A 19193-nucleotide genomic window follows, 5' to 3' on the forward strand; every position below is an offset into this window, starting at 1 on the left:
GTAAGGGATTTAATTGATTAGTTCGCTTTAGATAAAAAACAATTGACAAAAATCGCCCAATGTCTTTCTCTATAAGGGTTCCATCCCTTATAACTCCCGTCTATTGCATAAGACAAACCGAAGAACCTTAGGGTTTACTGAAAAAACTTTTTCAGCAGACCCTAGGTACTGCTCATCTATGTCTCTCAGATTGCCAGATTTCGTCCGCCACCTAAACGGTTACGACTGTTTTGGGTTGAGAATACTATTGATAATCAGAGCGTTTTTGGGAAGATAAGGAGGATCAATCATTTCACGATGAATACCAGTGGCATAATGATTGATTCTTTCCCCTTTTGTTGCTTGTGTCCAATCATCTCGAGCTTCATAGTTTCCCTCAGCACGAATCAAATGAATAGTCCCTTGAATTTGTACATTTTTTAAATCAGAATTCCAAAGAAAATTAAAGTATTCCCACACTTGATGATAAGTGCGGTCGCGGAGTTTTTGATTCCCTAAAAAGTAACCTCTTAATTCCTGACGTTTGGGATTTAATAAGAAAGCATCAACCCCTTCTTGAATCTCTGACATATCAGCTTTTTTAGCCTCACGTCCTCCTCTGTAAGTATCCAGTAAAATGACATCAGAAACAACTCTCCCTCGACTTTCTAATTGTTGAGCCATTAACATCGCTAAAAATCCGCCAGCGGAATGTCCCATTAATTTTATATCTTGATCCTGAGCTAAATCCTCAATTAATTCAGCGTATTTTTCTAACATTAATTCATCGCTAATGTAGCGAAAAGTATAGAGAGCATAATCCGTTATATACTCCGCTAAATTGGCATAAGCAGCAGCGAAACCAAGGGCGGGTGGAAATAAAAAGACGGCCTTTTCTTGCTCCTTATTAAACACCACATAAGGACGTTCTTTCGGTTGAATATTCATCTCTTGAGCATAGATAATATAATCGCTTAATTCGGCTACTGTTGGCTTTTCATAAATCATTGATAAAGGAATTTCTATGGCGATTTTTTCATAAATTAAAGCCATAAGATTCATAGCTTGTAAGGAATGACCCCCCAACTCAAAGAAGTTATCATTAACCCCTATCTTGCCAGCTTGTAGAAGCTGTTGCCAAAGGCTTACTAAGATAGTTTCCGTTTGATTGCGGGGTGCTAAATAGGGTGATTCAACTAAAGAAGTCTCATCCGGTATAGGCAATTTATGAAAGTCTATTTTACCATTAGGATTTAAGGGAAAATCCGACAACATCACAAAGGCAGAAGGGATCATATAAACGGGTAATTTCTGCTGCAAGAAACGGCGCAGATCCTGAGAAGTTAATAAGGGTTCTTTTCTCATTACATAAGCAACTAACCGTTGATTATATAAGGTATCTTCCCGCATAATCACAACAGTTTGTTCAACGTTGGGATGAGTTTCTAAAACTGTCTGAATTTCTCCTAATTCAATGCGGAAACCTCTCAGCTTAACTTGATTATCAATCCGCCCTAAATATTCAATATTTCCATCAGGAAGATAGCGAGCTAAATCCCCCGTTTTATATAATTTCCCCTCAGCAAAAGGATGAGGAATAAATTTTTCAGCCGTTAATTCAGCTTGGTTGAGGTATCCACGCGCTAAACCCATTCCACCAATATGTAATTCTCCAGCAACACCAATAGGAACCGGTTGGAGATAACTATCGAGAATATAAACTTGGACATTAGCAATGGGGCGCCCAATAGAAATTAACTGGGAATTGGGCTGACAGCACCAGACAGTAGCATCAACCGCTACTTCTGTTGGTCCATAAGCGTTATATAATTCACAGTTTAATTGCTGAAAAAATCGTTGATTGAGTTCATAAGATAAGGCTTCTCCCCCGACAATTACTCGTTTTAAACAGTGACAATCTTTGCTCTTGGGATGTTGCAGAAAAACTCGCAATATTGAGGGAACACAAGTGAAACAAGTTACTTGTTCTTGCACAATTAAATCTATTAAATAATCTATATCTTTATACCCGTCGGGTTTCGTCACGACTAGGGTAGCACCAGATGTTAAAGATGAGAAAACTTCCCAAACTGAAACATCAAAACTAAAGGGAGTAATTTGGAGAATGCGATCTTCAGAGTTAAGATTATAATTGTCAATATTGTATTTTAGAGTATTGCAAATTCCTTGATGAATATTCATCACACCTTTAGGTTTTCCCGTTGAACCCGAAGTGTATATAACATAAGCTAAATTTTCTGTTTTAACTGGAGAGGTCAAATTCTCTTGACTATAATTAGCTATCCTTGACCAATCTGTATCTAAACACAGTATTTCGGCTTGATTTTCTGGCAGAAATTGGACTAAAGATTGTTGAGTTAACAACAGAGAGATAGCCGAATCAGATATCATATAATCCAAGCGCTCAGGGGGATAATTAGGATCCAAAGGAACATAAGCTCCCCCAGCTTTCATAATTCCCAATATTCCGATGATCATCTCAAAAGAACGCTCAATAAAAATCCCCACTAATACTTCTGAAGTTACGCCTTTTTCTTGTAAATAGTGACCGACTTGATTAGCTCGACCATTTAACTCTCGATAGGTCAATTTTTTGCCCTCAAAAATAAGAGCTATTGCCTCGGAATTATCTCTAACTTTTTCTTCAAATAAATGGTGCAGACACTGTTGAGAATAAGCGACTTCGGTTTGATTCCACTCTATTAGTAATTGATGCTGTTCTTCAGGGGTTAATAAATTAATCTCAGATAATTTACCATCGGGATTCTGAATTACACTTTTAATAATTTGTAAAAAGTGACCGTTCATTCTGGCGATGGTTTCAGGCAAAAATAAATCTGGCTCATATTCGATCACTAATGTAAGATTATGACTATCTTCAAAGAAGCTCCAAGTCATATCAAATTGAGCCATCCGTGGTTTTAAGGGATAAGGTTGATGTTCCAAACCAGGAATTTTTAAGACAGTTTTGCTTTCTTTACTCAGTAGAGAAAACATGACATCAAATAAGGGATTTCTGGACAAATCACGTTCTAAATTGAGAGCGGATACTAATTTATCAAAAGGATAATCACGATATTCATAAGCATCAAGACAGGTGTTAGTTACTTCCCCTAAGACTTGCTTAAAAGTTACTCCCTCTGGTAATAAAGATCTCAAAGCCAAGGTGTTAACATAAAACCCGATTTGGTTTTCTAAATCAGGATGATTTCGTGCTGAAATAGGGATACCGACTACTAAATCACGCTGGCCGGTGTGGCGGTAGAGTAATATTTTAAAGAAGGTCAGTAGGGTAATAAATAGGGTCGTATTATTTTGAGTGGCAAAGGTTTGTAATTGTTGGCTAAGACTCTGACTAAATTGATAAGTGTGAGAAGCCGCTTGAGAAGATTTTACTTGAGGTCGAGGGAAGTCTATCGGTAAGTTTAAGATAGGGGGATGTTCGGAAAAAACCTCACACCAATACTCATGTTGTTCTCTAACTTCTTCACTTTCTAACCACTGATTTTGCCAGGCCGCATAATCTTTATACTGTAGAGCAAGAGGGGGTAATTCAGCTTTTTTTTGTTGAGTATAAGCAGAGTATAATGTAAAGAACTCTTGAAAGATAATATCAAGTGATTGTGCATCCCCAATAATATGATGGACAGTCAAACCAAAGATAAATTCTTCTGAATTAATCTGCACCAATAAGACCCGAATAAGGGGCAACTTTTCTAAACTAAAAGGTAAATTTGCCGACTCTTGAATTAAATCATCTGCCAAGAGTTCAGCATCTTTTTCTGCTCTTAAATCTTTAAAAATGATTAACTGTTCTGTGGGTATTTCCTCATGAATAACTTGCTTAATATTGCCCCCAACACTGGTAAAAGTGGTTCTGAGAATTTCATGACGGTTCACCAGTTCTTGAAAGGCTGCTGTTAATATAGAAACATCTAACTTGCCATTAATTCTCATGGCAAGCCTAATATTATAAGCACTAGAAGATTCGCTGATATGCTGCAAAATCCAAAGCCTTCTTTGACCGTGAGAGACTTGGTAATATTTTTGTTTTTCCAGTGGGTTAATTGAGTCAGATTGTGGTAAGTTGATCATCGTTTTTGTCGGGATTGAATTAATACAGCTTGTTCTTTTAAAGTATTATGGGTAAAAATTTCCCGTAATCGGAGAGAAACTCCAAATTGATTACGGATTTGTGACACTAAGCGCATCGCCTTCAGACTGTTTCCTCCTAGTTCAAAAAATGACTGATTACTGTTACTAACTTCTGCTTCTAATAACTCACCCCAAAGGGAAGCTAATAAAGCTTCTTGTGGATTAAAATCTGGGACTTGGTTAGTTGAGTTAGTAATATTTTCTTCGGGTTTTGGCAAAGCTAGACGATGAATTTTTCCATTAGGTAACAAGGGAAAAGCTTCTAACCGCATTAAAAAGCTAGGCTGCATATAAATCGGTAAGAGTTGCTTTAATTTACCTCGAATATATTCCTGATGAACTGTATCCTCTGCTTGATAATAAGCAATTACGGTTACTAATTCCTCCTTTTTATTAGCCATAACTAAGGCTTTTTCTACTCCCTCAATCCCACTGAGGACATCTTCAATCTCTCCTAATTCAATCCGTACCCCATTTAATTTAATTTGGTTGTCACTGCGTCCTATTACTTCTAAAGTTAGATCAGGAAGCAGTCTGCCTAAGTCTCCAGTACGATAAACTATATCCCTCCCCCCATTCAAAGGATTAGGCACAAAAACTGAATGAGTTAAGCTTTCATCTTGATAATAACCTTTGGTTAAATAGGGGGATTTAACGAACACTTCTCCTACTTCTCCCATTGCCCTAGCGCGATTTCCATCAACCACTGCATAAGCGGCATCTGGCAAAGTTTGACCACCCGGAACCCGCTCATAGGGAATATTATTAGGGTTTGGAATTCGATAAAAATGCTTAACAAATGTAGTTTCACTTGCCCCATAAATATTTACAAATTCTGTCTGAGAGCCAAAAATTTGATGCCATTCAGCCAGTTCTTTCACAAATAAAGGCTCTCCTCCTAAGACAAAAATTCGCAAACTTTTCAGGAGATTATGTGCATTAACTAAACCACGCCCTATCTTTAAAAACAGACGCATTACCGAGGGGACAGTGTGTAGTAAATTGATTTCCCATTCTCCTATTCGCAGTAATAAAAGCTCTAAGTCTTCTCGCTCTGTACTCTCTGGAATATACAGAGTTCCCCCTGAGCATAAAGTCACACAGGTTTCCCTCAAATAAGCATCAAAATTAATTTGAGCAATTTGTAAACAGCGCCAACTTTCATTAATGCCAAATTCCCGTTTTTCCCAATCAATGAAATGACGTAAGCTGCCGTGACTGCCTAAAATTGCTTTAGGTTCACCGGTTGAGCCAGAAGTAAACATAATATAATTAGAATCATCAGCATCCGGCATAGCTAGAAGGGGTTGCAGTTTGCTTAATTGGCAAGGAAACTCTTGATAATCCATGCCATTCCACTGATGATATTGCTGAATTTTATGAGCCTTAACCACTAAGATATGAGGCGGTTTTTCTAATGCGGATAGTTGGGGTTTAATCCCCTCTAAATTCTCAGCCGCAACTAAGATAATTTCGGGGCTAGTTTTAATCATCATGCGTTGCCGGCGCTCCTCGGGTTCATCTAAACGTAGAGGTAAATAGATTCCTCCCGCTTTAAATACTGCCAGCATAGCGATTAACTGACGATAATCTCCTTCTAGGAGAACACCACAAACCTTATCTTTTTCCACGCCTAATTCTTTTAAGGCATAAGCCCAAAAGTTAGTTAGTTCATGTAATTCTTGATAGCTAAATTTACCCCCGGGATAAATTATCGATGTTTTCTCCGGTGTGGCTTCAACTTGGTCAATAAAATCATGGATAACCGTGCGAGTTTCTAAGCGAGGAATAGGATTGATAAAATTGGCAATGAAAGCGGTTTCTGCCTCCGATAACAAAGAAATGTCTTTGACGGGTTGGGCGGGGTTAGATAGCATTTCATTCAAGAGTTTATCGAAGTGAATGAGACATTTTTTCATCCTCTCCTCTTGGAATAAGTCGGTGTTATAAATTAGCTCTAATCTGAGTTTTTCCTCATCTTCACTAAACACAAAAGATAGATCAAATTTACTGGTCGGGGTGAGGGAATCTAGAGATTTTATTTGTATATTTTCTAAGCCTACAGATTGCTCAAAATTTTGCAGAAGGACTAATGTATCAAACAAGGGAGTGCGGTTAATTTCTCTAGAAACAGCTAATTTCTCTACTAAAATATCAAAGGGATAATCGGAATGTTCTAAGGCTTCGGTAACGGTTTGACGAACCTTTGCGAGTAGATTTTTGTAGCCTTTTTCGGGTTCAATTTGGTCACGAATAACTAAGGTATTGAGAAATAAACCGATTAGAGATTGCAGTTGAGGATGGTTTCTGGTGGCGATTTCTGTACCAATAGTAATATCATGTTGACCACTGTAGCGATACAGTAATATTTTGACAGCCGCTACCAATGCCATGAATAGGGTGATTTCGTTTTCTTGACAAATTTTTCTTAATTTAGAAATCGTTTCTCGGTCAAATGTCCAGCTTAAATGAGAACCCTTAAACGTCTTTATTTGGGGACGTTTAAAGTCTGTCGGTAAGTGAACTCTGGTCAGTTGTCCATTGTCCAGTTTTTGCCGCCAGTAATCTAGGTTTTTTGAATTATTTTCGCTTCTTAAAAGATTATTTTGCCATCCTGCATAATCTTTATATTGTATCGGCAATGGCTCTATACTAGGCTGTAATCCTTTGGCTAAATCAGAGTAGTATTGTAAGCATTCTTTAGCTAACAAACTCATTGACCAACCATCACAGATAATATGATGAATTTCTAACTCTAAAATATATTCATTCGGAGATAGTTTATAAATCTTAGAGCGCACCAGGGGACTTTTCTCTAAGTCAAACGGTTTTCTCTCTTTTGCAATCGTTTCTAGGATTTCTTCATCAGGTTTATTTGTCCAGTCTTTAAATTCCCAATCAAAAGGACGATTTTGCAGGATTTTCTGTTGTGGTTCACCGTTAATTAAAATGAAAGATGTCCGCAGGGATTCATGACGGGAAATCAATAATTGTATGGCTTTTTCAAAGACATCTGGGCTAAAATCTCCTGCTATTTTGAGAGTGGAAACAATATGATAAGCTACATTATTGAGATCCATCTGTTGCAAGACATAGAAACGTCTCTGAGCATGGGATGTTTCGTAGGTTTCCTGTGCAGATACAAGGGGAATAGTGGCTACCGTCAGAGGGGTAACAGTGCTTAATAATACTGCTTGTTCAGCAATGGTAGGATGAGCAAATACTTGTTTAATAGGCAAAGATTGACCTAACTTTTCCTGAATTTTACTCACTAGAGAAATAGCTTTTAAGCTATGTCCTCCTAACTCAAAGAAGTTGTCACTAACCCCTATTTTGGATACCTGAAGAACATCTTGCCAAATCTGAGCTAAGAGGCTTTCTTTTTCATTTCTTGGGGCTATATAAGCAGATTCAATAATTGATGTCTCATCGGGGATAGGTAATTTTTTCCTATCTATCTTGCCATTGTTATTTAAGGGAAAATCCGACAACAGGACAAAGGCAGAAGGCACCATATAAGCGGGCAGTTGCTGCTGTAAGAAACGACGCATATCCTGAGGAGTTAATAAAGAATTTTTTCTGATTACATAAGCAACTAACCGTTGATTATATAAGCTATCTTCCCGCATAATCACAACAGTTTGTTCAACGTTGGGATGAGTTTCTAAAACTGTCTGAATTTCTCCTAATTCAATGCGGAAACCTCTCAGCTTAACTTGATTATCAATCCGCCCTAAATATTCAATATTGCCCTCAGGAAGATAGCGAGCTAAATCCCCCGTTTTATATAATTTCCCCTGAGCAAAAGGATGAGGAATAAATTTCTCAGCCGTCAATTCAGGTTGGTTGAGGTATCCACGCGCTAAACCCATTCCACCAATATGTAATTCTCCAGCAACACCAATAGGAACCGGTTGGAGATAACTGTCGAGGATATAAACTTGGGCATTAGCAATGGGAGTTCCAATAGAAATTTGGGAATTTGGCTGACAGCACCAGATAGTAGTCTCAACCGCTACTTCTGTTGGTCCATAAGCGTTATATAATTCACAGTTTAACTGCTGAAAAAATCGTTGATTGAGTTCATAAGATAAGGCTTCTCCCCCGACAATTACTCGTTTTAAACAGTGGCAATCTTTGCTCTTGGGATGTTGCAGAAAAACTCGCAATATTGAGGGAACACAAGTGAAACAAGTTACTTGTTCTTGCACAATTAAATCTATTAAATAATCTATATCTTTATACCCGTCAGGTTTAGCCACGACTAGAGAAGCACCAGATATTAAAGACGAAAAAATTTCCAAGACTGAACCATCAAAACTCAAGGAAATAATTTGGAGAATGCGGTCTTCAGAGGTAATATTATAATGACCAATAGCAGATGTCAGAGTATTACAAATTCCTCTATGAATATTCATCACGCCTTTGGGTTTTCCCGTTGAACCTGATGTATAAATAACATAGGCTAAATTCTCAGGAGTCGTTAGATTGAAGGGATTTTCTGGGCTATAGGTAGCTATCTTTTCCCAATCCCTATCTAAACACAGTGATTCGGCACCAGTTTGGGGTAGAAAATCCCCTAAAGATTCCTGAGTTAACACCAAAGAAACCCCCGAATCTGAGAGGATATCCCCCAAGCGCTCGGTGGGATAATCCGGATCTAAAGGTACATAAGCTCCCCCGGCTTTTAATATCCCTAATAAACCGATGACCATCTCTAGGGAGCGCTCCATAAAAATCCCGACCAAACTTTCTGCACCTACACCCTTATCTCGTAAACAGTGAGCTAACTGATTGCCCCAGTTATTTAACTGTTGATAGGTTAATTTTTGGTTTTCAAAAATAACCGCTATTCCCTGCGGATTCCGTGCAGCTTGTTCTTCAAATAATTGATGTAAAGACTTATCTAAAGGATAATCAGCCTCCGTATTGTTCCACTCTACTAATAACTGATGTTGCTCTTGGGTTGTCAATATAGGTAATTGTGTTACCCGTTGCCGAGGATCAGTAACAATTCCTGTTAAAATAGTCTGTAAATGTCCTGCCATCCGTTCAATCGTATCCTGAGTAAAACGGCTAGTATCATAGATTAACTGAATCAGTAACTCTTGTCTAGGAATAGCAACCACCGTCAAAGGATAATTAGTTTCCTCAAAATTCTCCACATCCTTAACCCTTAAGGATTGACGAGAATCTCTCGATAACGCTTCTCTGGGATAATTCTCAAAAACGACCAAACTCTCAAACAGGGGAACCCCCGGTGGAATATCACTTAATCTCTGTATTTCAGCCAGAGAAACATAAGCATAATCCTGAATTTCTGCTTGCCTTTGCTGTAATTCCTGTAACCAAGATAGCAATAAATCTGATTCTCTGATGGAGACTCGCAGCGGCAATGTATTAATAAATAATCCTACCCTATGTTCTACCCCTGATAAATCATGGGGGCGACCAGAAACCGTAACCCCAAATAAAACCTCTGACTCCCCACTATAGCGACTGAGAAGAATCGCCCAAGCGGCCTGTACTAGAGTAGATAAGGTCAGATTATGCTTTTGCGCCAAAGATTGCAGATCTTTGGAGTGAGAAGCCGATAAATGACAGTTATGCTCTTTATAAGTCGGCTTACCTTCAGATTTCATTAATTGGAGTCTGTCCACCCTCAGGGGGGTGGGAGTCATAAACCCTTCAAGAGTTCGCTGCCAAAAACTCTCAGCAATAGATGGGTTCTGCTGCTGTAACCAAACAATATAATCTTGATAAGGACGCGGCAAAGGAAGATGATAACTTTTCCCTTGAATACCTGCCTCATAAAACCCTAAAACTTCTTGATAAATAATAGGCATACTCCAACCATCCAGAATAATATGATGATGATTGCAGAGGAACTTATAAGTTTGGTCCGATAGTTGAATCATCAAGCAGCGCATCAAAGGAGCAACTTTGAGTTCAAACCCTTGTTGACGCTCTGTTTGTAACAATAAATCTAAACGCTGTTGTTGTTCTGTGGGGGAAAGATTGCGCCAATCCTGATAATCCCAGGGCAAATCAACCTTTTTTCGCACAATTTGCAGAGGTTTTTCCCGTTTTTCCCAAAGAAATAGAGTCCTTAATACCGAGTGACGCTCTACAACCTTTTCCCACGCTTGCCTAAAAACTGCAAGGTTAATTTCTCCCTCCAGAGTAATTAGAGTTTGACTACAATAAATCCCTGAATCAGGAGTATAAAGACTATGAAAGAGCATCCCTTCCTGCATGGGGGAAAGAGGATAAATAGACTCCACATTTTTGGCGGGTTGATTTTTTGTGTCTGCCATGAAAGATTCTCCTTATTAGTCAATTTCTGCCAGAATATCGTCTAATTCCTGTTGATTCAAGTGCGCTACTGGAAAATCTGAGGGAGTGTAACCCCCAGCATCAGGAGATAAACAATGCTCAATCAATTTCAGCAAAGCTTCTTTATAGCTGCGCCCTAAATATTCTACCGTCGAACGTTCATAGATGAGATCGCTATAAGTCCAGTTTACTTGTAACTGTCCCTCGATAACTCTGGCCGTAATCTCTAATAAATGACTACGATGTCCCTTAAGACTGTGATTAGGCCCCTTAGACTCATCCGCTAATTTCCACTCCCCTTTTTGCAATTGTCCTTGCTCAAATTGACCTAAATAATTAAACAAAACTTCTCTGGCAGGAATTGCAGCTAATTGAGACTTAATATCAGCATCATCACTCAAATATCGCGAAATTCCATAGCCAATTCCCCTGTGAGGAATAGCTCGTAACTGTTCTTTAATAGATTTGAGCCGCTCACCGGGGTGATTTTCGGGGGGGAGTCGCAAAATAACCGGAAAAAGACTGGTAAACCAACCTACCGTCCTCGATAAGTCAACCTCACTGAACAAATCTTCTCGTCCGTGTCCTTCTAAATCAAGAGATATGGTCAAATTTTCTGTCCATTCTGTCAAAGTTTCTGCTAAAGCGGTTAACAAAACCTCATTAATTTGAGTGTTATAGGCAGCGGGGACTTTTTGCAAGAGGGTGCGGGTTTGTTCTTCATCTAGAGTCACCGTGACATCATTTGCCGTCGCTACTGTATTGTATTGTTTTCCAGCCTCGTCATCTACAGGTAAATTTCTCGCCTCTAACCAAGGTTGAGTTAACCAATAGTCTAATGGCTCTTTCGCTTTTTCCCCTTGTCCATAATCCCTCAAGAGAAGCGCCCAATCCTGAAAGGCTATGGTTTTAGGTGGAAGTTCTACATTCTCCCCCCTTTCTAGCTGTTGATAAGTCATCAATAAATCTTCTAACAAAATTCGCCAAGATACACCATCAACCCCCAAGTGATGAATAATAATCAGTAACCGACTGGGTTGATAGGGTGCCAATTCAAATAGTACCGCCTTGATTAATAGTCCAGTAGAGAGGTTTAAACTTGCCTGTTGAGTTGTTGCCATTGCTAAGAGAGTTTCCCTTTGCTGAGATTGAGGAATCGAAGACAAATCAATCACTTCAAAAGGTACTTCCTCCGGCATTCCTTCATTAACTTGTTGCCATTGTCCTTCCTCCACAGTAAACCGTAACCGCAAAGCGTCATGATGTTCAATTAATTTTCTCAGAGATTGAGCTAACAAATCAGCTTTCAGGTGACGGGGAACTTCTAAGAGGACAGACTGATTAAAGTGGTGCATTTCAGCGCGATTTTGCTCAAAAAACCACAGTTGAATGGGAGTAAGAGGCACAATACCCGTCACTAAACCCTGTTTAGCTAATTCGGTTGTGGAATAATCGGCAACTGTAGCTAGTTCAGCAAGAGTAGGATATTCAAATATCTGTTTAGGGGTAATCTTCAACCCGGCTTGACGAGCGCGAGCGACAACCTGAATACTGATAATAGAATCGCCCCCAACTTCAAAAAAGCGGTCATAACGACTTACTTGTTTAATGCTGAGAACATCTTGCCAAATACTAGCCAAAATCTTTTCTTTCTGAGTATGCGGGGGGACAAAATCCTGCTCAGATGTCCAAGGTATCTCAGGGAGGGGTAAACTGGAACGGTCAATTTTTCCATTGGGAGTCAGAGGGAGAGTTTCTAAGGAGACAAAAAGAGCCGGAATCATATACTCTGGCAATTTCTGTCCCAAGAAACGACGCAAATCCTCAGTATTTATCGGGCCATTTTCTCCTACTAGATAAGCGACTAACCTCTTATTCCGATAGGAGTCTTCCCAAACCTTCACCACCTTTTGCTTAACTTGGGGATAAGTCCCTAGAGTTGCCTCAATTTCTCCTAATTCAATGCGGAAACCCCGCAATTTTACCTGATTATCACCCCGCCCCAAAAAATCAATATTTCCATCGGGTAAATATCGGGCTAAATCTCCTGTTTTATAGAGTTTGGCCTTGGGTTCATTACTAAACGGATTGGCGATAAATTTCTCGGCGGTTAATTCAGGTTGATTCAGATAACATCGAGCTAACCCTTTACCCCCGATATATAAATCACCAATAGTTCCTAGAGGAACCGGTTGCTTAAAAGAGTCCAGAATATAAACTTGAGTATTGGCAATAGGCCGGCCGATACTCGGTTGTCCATGGTGTCCTTTAGGCACTAAGCTAAAAGTGGAATAAGTGGTATCTTCCGAAGGACCGTAGAGATTATAAACATTCTTAATGTTTTCCTGCTGGTAAAGCTTCTGGACTAATTGATTAGACAAAGCTTCTCCGGCGAGGTTTACCGTTCGCACAGTCTCAGGTATCGCCTCAATTTCCAGTAGTTGGGCGATCGCTGTAGGTACGGTATTAATTAATGTTACCTCTTTGGCTGCACTTAAACTAGGCAAATCTAGAACATTCTGGGCCAGAATAATCTTACCCCCCACAGCCAAGGGCAAAAATAGTTCAAATACTGACAAATCAAAACAAATAGAAGTAGATCCCAAAACCCCCGCTAATTCCTCACTGCTAAAGACTTCCTTGGACCAATTCAGTAAGGTTGTGGTGCTGTGATGCTCAATGACAACCCCTTTTGGTTTCCCCGTTGAACCGGAGGTATAAATCACATAAGCGGTATTACTGGAACTTACGGGTAAAGAGAGGTTTTCGGGACTTTCTAGGGCTATATTTTTTTGTTCTGCCTCTAATATCACCAGATTCCCTGGATAATTCCCTAATTTCTCTACTAATTTTGCTTGTGTTAGCAACAAGGAAACTTGAGCATCTTCTAAGATAACATTGAGGCGTTCAGTTGGATAAGCTGGATCTAAAGGTACATAAGCTCCCCCTGCTTTGAGAATAGCTAATAACCCTATAACCATCTCAGGGATCCGTTCTAGGCAAATTCCCACCAAAGACTCCGGTTTTAACCCTTTTTTGCCTAAATAATGCCCTAATTGATTCGCTTTTTCGTTTAATTGACGGTAGGTTAATTGTTCATTTTCTGTAATAATAGCGATCGCATCAGGACTGCGCTTAACTTGCTCCTCAAACAATTGATGAATACACCCATCCGGATAGTGAACCTCAGTATCATTCCATTCTTTCAATAATTGATGTTGTTCTTGCTCAGAAAGTAAACAACAAGTTTCATAACGTTCTAACCCTTCCGTTGCCATAGCGATGAGAGTTTTCTCGTAGTATCCTCCGATTAACTCCATCTGCTTTTCCCCTAGATAATTCCCATCATATTTAAGGGTAAGTTCTATTTGAGATGAAAGGGGATGAAGACTAAAATTAGCTAACAATGTAAAATTAGTTTGATTAAAAAACTTCCCTCCTAAGACTTCTAAATCTTTCACCCCGATGATACCTTGATAAACATGGAAATGAATAAAATTAAAAGCCGTATCAAACAAAGGTTGACCTGATTTTTGTAACTCAGCGAGGGGATATCTTCGCCAAGATAAGCATTCTCTTTCAACATCAAAAGCTTGCTTAACTAAATCGCTCCAAGGGCCTCCAGATAACTCTAAACGTAGGGGCAAAGTATTCAAAAATAAACCTAATATCTTTTCACCATCGGCTGCTTCTAACCGTCCATTAGAGACTAAACCCGTAACAATATCCCTCTGATTATTCAGTAAACTTAATACCCGAAAATGAGCCGCCAATAAAACACTTTTTAGGGGTACTCCCACTTGTTTACCGAGTTGTTTTAATCCCTGAGATACCTGACTAGATATAGGAACTAACCAATCCCAATCTTGATTAACTTGATTAGATTTCGACCACTGAGGAAGTTTAGTCAGCGTCACATCTCTGAGTTTTTCTTGCCAATAATTCTGGCATTCTGGCGATTGAATAGTTTTATTTTCTAAGGCGACAAAATCTCTAAAACTGAGAGCGGGAGTTGGAGAGAGAGGGAGAACTTTTTTGTCGAGAAGATAGAGATACTGTTGTAACAATTCTGTGAGCAACGAAGCCACACTCCAACCATCTAAAATAGAGTGATGAAAACTGAAAGTTAGGTTAAAGTTATCCTGACTGCGGCGATGGAGATGAAAGCGAAATAAAGGAGGAATATTCCAGTCAAAAGTGCGGATTTTTTCCCGCTCAATCCAATCATCAATAGCCGTGTCTTGTTCAGAAGTAGATAGATGGTTTAGGTCATCTAATCCTAAAGGAACATCGATTTGTCGATGAACTAATTGTAGGGGTTCCTGATATTCAAAGAGTGCGAAACTGGTTCGTAATACTGGATGCCGCTGGACAATCTCCTGAATAGCACTATGTAAAGCTGGAAAACTAAAATCAGCACGAATATGATAGGTAAACACATCATGGTACACCGATAGATTCCCCTGATATTCACTATGAAATATCATCCCCAATTGTAGAGCAGTTAGAGGATAAGCATCCTCCACTTCCTCCGGTAAATTGAGGCGAACTTCTTGAGAAATTAAACTAAAAACTTCCGTTTTTTCAGTCCCTAAAGTATCAATTTCATAGCTAACGCAATTGGCCAATTCTTGAATGGTTTGATGTTGCAATAATTGGGGTAAGGAAAAATGAAAACCCATTTGTCGCGCCTTAGCGATCACTTGTATTGCCCGAATCGAATCCCCCCCAAGTTCAAAAAAATTATCGTGAATACCAACCTCTTCGATGCCCAAAACTTCAGCCCAAATCAGTGCTAAAATTTCCTCAAGAGGGGTACAAGGTGCTACAAAATTCTCCGAATTCCTTAAACTGTTATAGCTTGGAGAGGGTAGGGCGCGACGGTCAATTTTTCCACTATTTGTCAGAGGAATAGCATCCAATTGCACAAAGGCATGAGGTATCATGTATTCTGGGAGTTGCTTTTGCAGATAACTCCGCAGTTGGGGAATCAGTTTACTGTTTAACTTAGACCTTAAAGGGTGATTTGCATAAAGTTGCCATTCAGGTTTTGCGGTGTGGGTGGGGGTAAAAGCGATGTAATTTCTCTGGGAATTTTCCAGCGGGGCAAAAATCACATCGTAACGGTCCGGAGTATCCGACCAAGTTACCCAAACCGAAAGGGATAAATCCTCAGCTAAAGCCGAAAAATCTTCAGGTTCTACGGCATTTTCTGGGATAATTTCCGATTTAATAGCTTGAAATTCCTCGGTCGTCCCAAAGTCTTGAGAATTTCTGAACAATTCCACACTTTTTAAAGGTCGAAACAAGCGAGAATTAGGGACACCTATCACCCTTAACCCCTCAGATGTCCCCAGTTGATTTCTTACCTCAGATAAAGTCAGCTGCTGTTCAGTCCAGTTTAATTCTGGAAAGTCGGTGCTAAAATCCAGAATCGTTTCAATCCGCAGAACAACATTATAACGGAATTGAGTTAATTCGTTGTGGTGTTGACCTCTCTCTAGATGAATCTCGACTTCAGTAATCTGAGGAAAATAGGACTGAATTGCTCTAAAAAAATCTGGGTCAATGAATAACTCATTTTCTTGCTCAATTTTTCTCTGTACACGCTGTTTAAAATCCTTAATCGCATCCTCAGGGTTAGCCTTATAAAATTCTACATCAGCGTGAAAAGCTTCCATGAGTTGCAAGTTTCGCACATCTCCAAGGAAAATACACCCCCCCGGAGTTAGTACCTTGATAGCTCCCTCTAAAACCCTCAGTAAGTAATCTATATGGGGGAAATACTGCACAACCGAGTTAAGGATAATTGTATCGAATCTTTCTGACTCCAAACCCTCAAAATTATCGGCTGTGCTATGCAATAGCCTGACTTGCTCTAGCTGAGGCCCTTCTTGATTAATTCGCTGAATATCGTCTAAGGCTACTGATGAGATATCGGTTCCCCAATAACACTGGCAATGGGGAGCAACTTGGAATAATATTAACCCGGTTCCACAACCTATTTCCAGAACTTTTTTCGGTTGTTGAGCCAGAATAACCTTAACTTTATCATCTAGCCATTCTCGCATCTGGGCGGCAGGGATAGGTTCCCCCGTGTAACTGCTATTCCAGCCAACAATATTAAATATACCCTGAGAATCTGCCGATGTTTGGCTGTAAATTTGGTTATAGAGGCTTTGCCATTGCTCGATTTGCTCATCGAATAATTGCCCTTTTTCTGAAGTCGCCAAGAGTTCCCCCTCTTGAGACTGACCCACAACATAAGCAATTAGTGTTTGACTCCCTGTTTCTGTCTCCGATGCAATAACTACCGCTTGCTCAACTGCTGGATGTTGACTGAGTATAGCTTCAATTTCCCCCAACTCAATCCGGAAACCTCGAATCTTAACTTGATGGTCAATCCGCCCTAAAAACTCAATATTTCCATCGGGTAAATACCGGGCTAAATCTCCCGTTTTATATAATTTTGCCCTAATTTCTCCCCCTATTTCTCCTTCGACCTTAGCAAAAGGATTAGGGATAAATTTCTCGGCCGTCAATTCGGGACGATTGAGGTATCCACGAGCTAAACCTATGCCACCAATATGTAATTCTCCCACAATCCCTATAGGAACTGGTTGTAAATCCGGATTAAGAATATAAATCTGAGTATTGGCAATCGGTCGGCCAATACTCACTAGAGCTTTTTGATTCTCCGGCAAACAGGGCCAGTAAGTCACATCAATCGCCGCCTCAGTCGGACCATAGAGGTTGTGAAGTTCACAGTCAAAATGCTCAAAAAAGCGTTGTGTTAAGTCTAATGACAAAGCTTCCCCACTACAGAAAACCCGCTTGAGAGAACTACATCCTTTTAGCTCTGGTTCTTGCAGAAAAACTCGCAACATTGAGGGGACAAAATGAAGGGTAGTGATTTGCTGCTTTTGGATCAATTGTATTAAATAGGTACTATCTTTATGACCTTCGGGTTTTGCTACCACTAGGGTTGCACCCGCTAATAAAGGCCAAAAGAATTCCCACACTGAAACATCAAAACTAAAAGGGGTTTTTTGTAAAATGCAATCACTCTTAGTTAACTGATAAGTATCCTGCATCCACAACAAACGATTCCTAATCCCCTTATGATTATTCATCACGCCCTTAGGTTTACCTGTGGAACCGGAAGTGTAGATAACATAAGCTAAATTTTCCCCAGTTACACCACTGTCACAATTGTTCTGACTTTCTTGAGAAATTGCTGACCAATCTGTATCCAAAGCAACAACAATTCCTCGGTATTCGTCCAACAATCCCCGCATCGATTCCTCAGTAATGATCACTTTTACCCCAGTATCTTCTAATAGATAACTTAGGCGTTCTTGAGGATAATTAGTATCTAAGGGAACGTAAGCTCCTCCGGCCTTCAAAACAGCTAATAATCCTACTACCATTTCTAAGGAACGCTCTAGATAAATTCCTACTAATTCCTCTGGTTTTACTCCTAATTTTTGTAGGTAATGACCAAGTTGATTGGCTTTTTCATTTAATTCTTGATAAGTTAATTCTTGATTTTCAAAAATGACCGCCCCTCTCTCAGGGTAAAGTTTGGCTTGCTCTTCAAATAGCTGATGAATCCATTGCTTTTCAGGATATTCAATGGCCGTATCATTCCAATCTCTCAGTAATTGTTCTCGTTCTTCGGTCGTTAATATATCAATTTCTGACAAATCTATATCGGGATTACTCGTCACCATTTCTAAGATTTCTAGGTAATGTCCTAGCATTCTCTCGACAAAATCCCTAGGAAATTTATCTTTAATAAAAGTGACAGAAACACCACTATCATCCGCTTCTATGGTAAAAACTAATTGAAACCGATTTAACGAAGAAATGTCCGCACACAGTCCTTCTTTTATCACAGCAACGTCAAAAATATTCTCTAGATTTCCTCCTCTTGCTGCCAAGGTTTTGACCAAACTATCCAGCGCATAGTTTTGATGGCGATAGCCTTCTTGTAAATCTTTACGAATGATTCTTAGTAAATCTTTAAATGAACTAAAATTATGTTGATTGAATCGGCAAAATATCAGGCTATCTAATTTTTTTGTATTCAAGGCTGCTGTAGCCGTGGCAAACTCGACTTGAGCAGTGTATTTAAACATTAAAACCTGAACAACAGCCAGATGAAATGCTAAATTATTAACAAAATTATTTGCCGTTAAACTGTTAGTTTTTTCCTGTAAATCTGTAGAGATGACCTCAAGAACGCTATCCTGCTCCCCGGTTTTATTCTGACTTACATTACCAAATAGAGTAGTTACTGGATCTATTTCTTGAAGTTGCCGAATTTGGTAATCTATTGAAACCAGATGTGCTTCCATTGCTGTTCTAACTTTTTCCCTAAATAGTGGTTGATGGCGGTATTCAGAGTCATGGGGTACAATGCTTTTTTCCCCGTTCCCAGTTCCCTTAAAGCGATAATTCCGGTCTCTGACGAGTGGAATTATTGCTATTTGAACTACAGGAAACCCGACTACGGCTAAGGTCAGGGTTTCTGTCGCTTCTCCAAAATTGTTCTGAGCCTCGACATTGTAGCATACTAACCGACATTCTGCACATCTCCATATACTTTTACATATTTTTACATTCCCTAGTATGTTTTGACAAAAAATCTTCACTGTAGAAACCACTGAACCCAATAAATTAGTAAAAATCATTAATTA

The 19193-nt window shown here is 39.4% G+C and carries 3 protein-coding genes; all 3 read right to left on the bottom strand.

The window, feature by feature from the left end; translation table 11 throughout:
• Positions 1 to 219: 219 nt before the first annotated feature.
• Genes IQ224_RS00005 through IQ224_RS00015 form a run of 3 tightly spaced genes read right to left on the bottom strand, consistent with a single transcriptional unit; the run spans position 220 to position 18851 of the window.
• Positions 220 to 4095: a non-ribosomal peptide synthetase gene (locus tag IQ224_RS00005; RefSeq protein ID WP_036400352.1), complete on the bottom strand. Its 3876-nt coding sequence runs from the start codon at positions 4093 to 4095 to the stop codon at positions 220 to 222.
• A complete protein-coding gene (locus IQ224_RS00010; protein WP_194032316.1) occupies positions 4092 to 10472 on the bottom strand; it encodes a non-ribosomal peptide synthetase in 6381 nt (2126 codons plus the stop codon). The genes IQ224_RS00005 and IQ224_RS00010 overlap by 4 nt, the downstream gene beginning before the upstream one ends.
• A gap of 15 nt (positions 10473 to 10487) precedes the next feature.
• A complete protein-coding gene (locus IQ224_RS00015) occupies positions 10488 to 18851 on the bottom strand; it encodes a non-ribosomal peptide synthetase (protein ID WP_194032317.1) in 8364 nt (2787 codons plus the stop codon).
• Positions 18852 to 19193: the final 342 nt, after the last annotated feature.

Origin of the sequence: Microcystis sp. LEGE 00066, assembly GCF_015207925.1 — a bacterium.
GTDB lineage: Bacteria > Cyanobacteriota > Cyanobacteriia > Cyanobacteriales > Microcystaceae > Microcystis > Microcystis ichthyoblabe_A.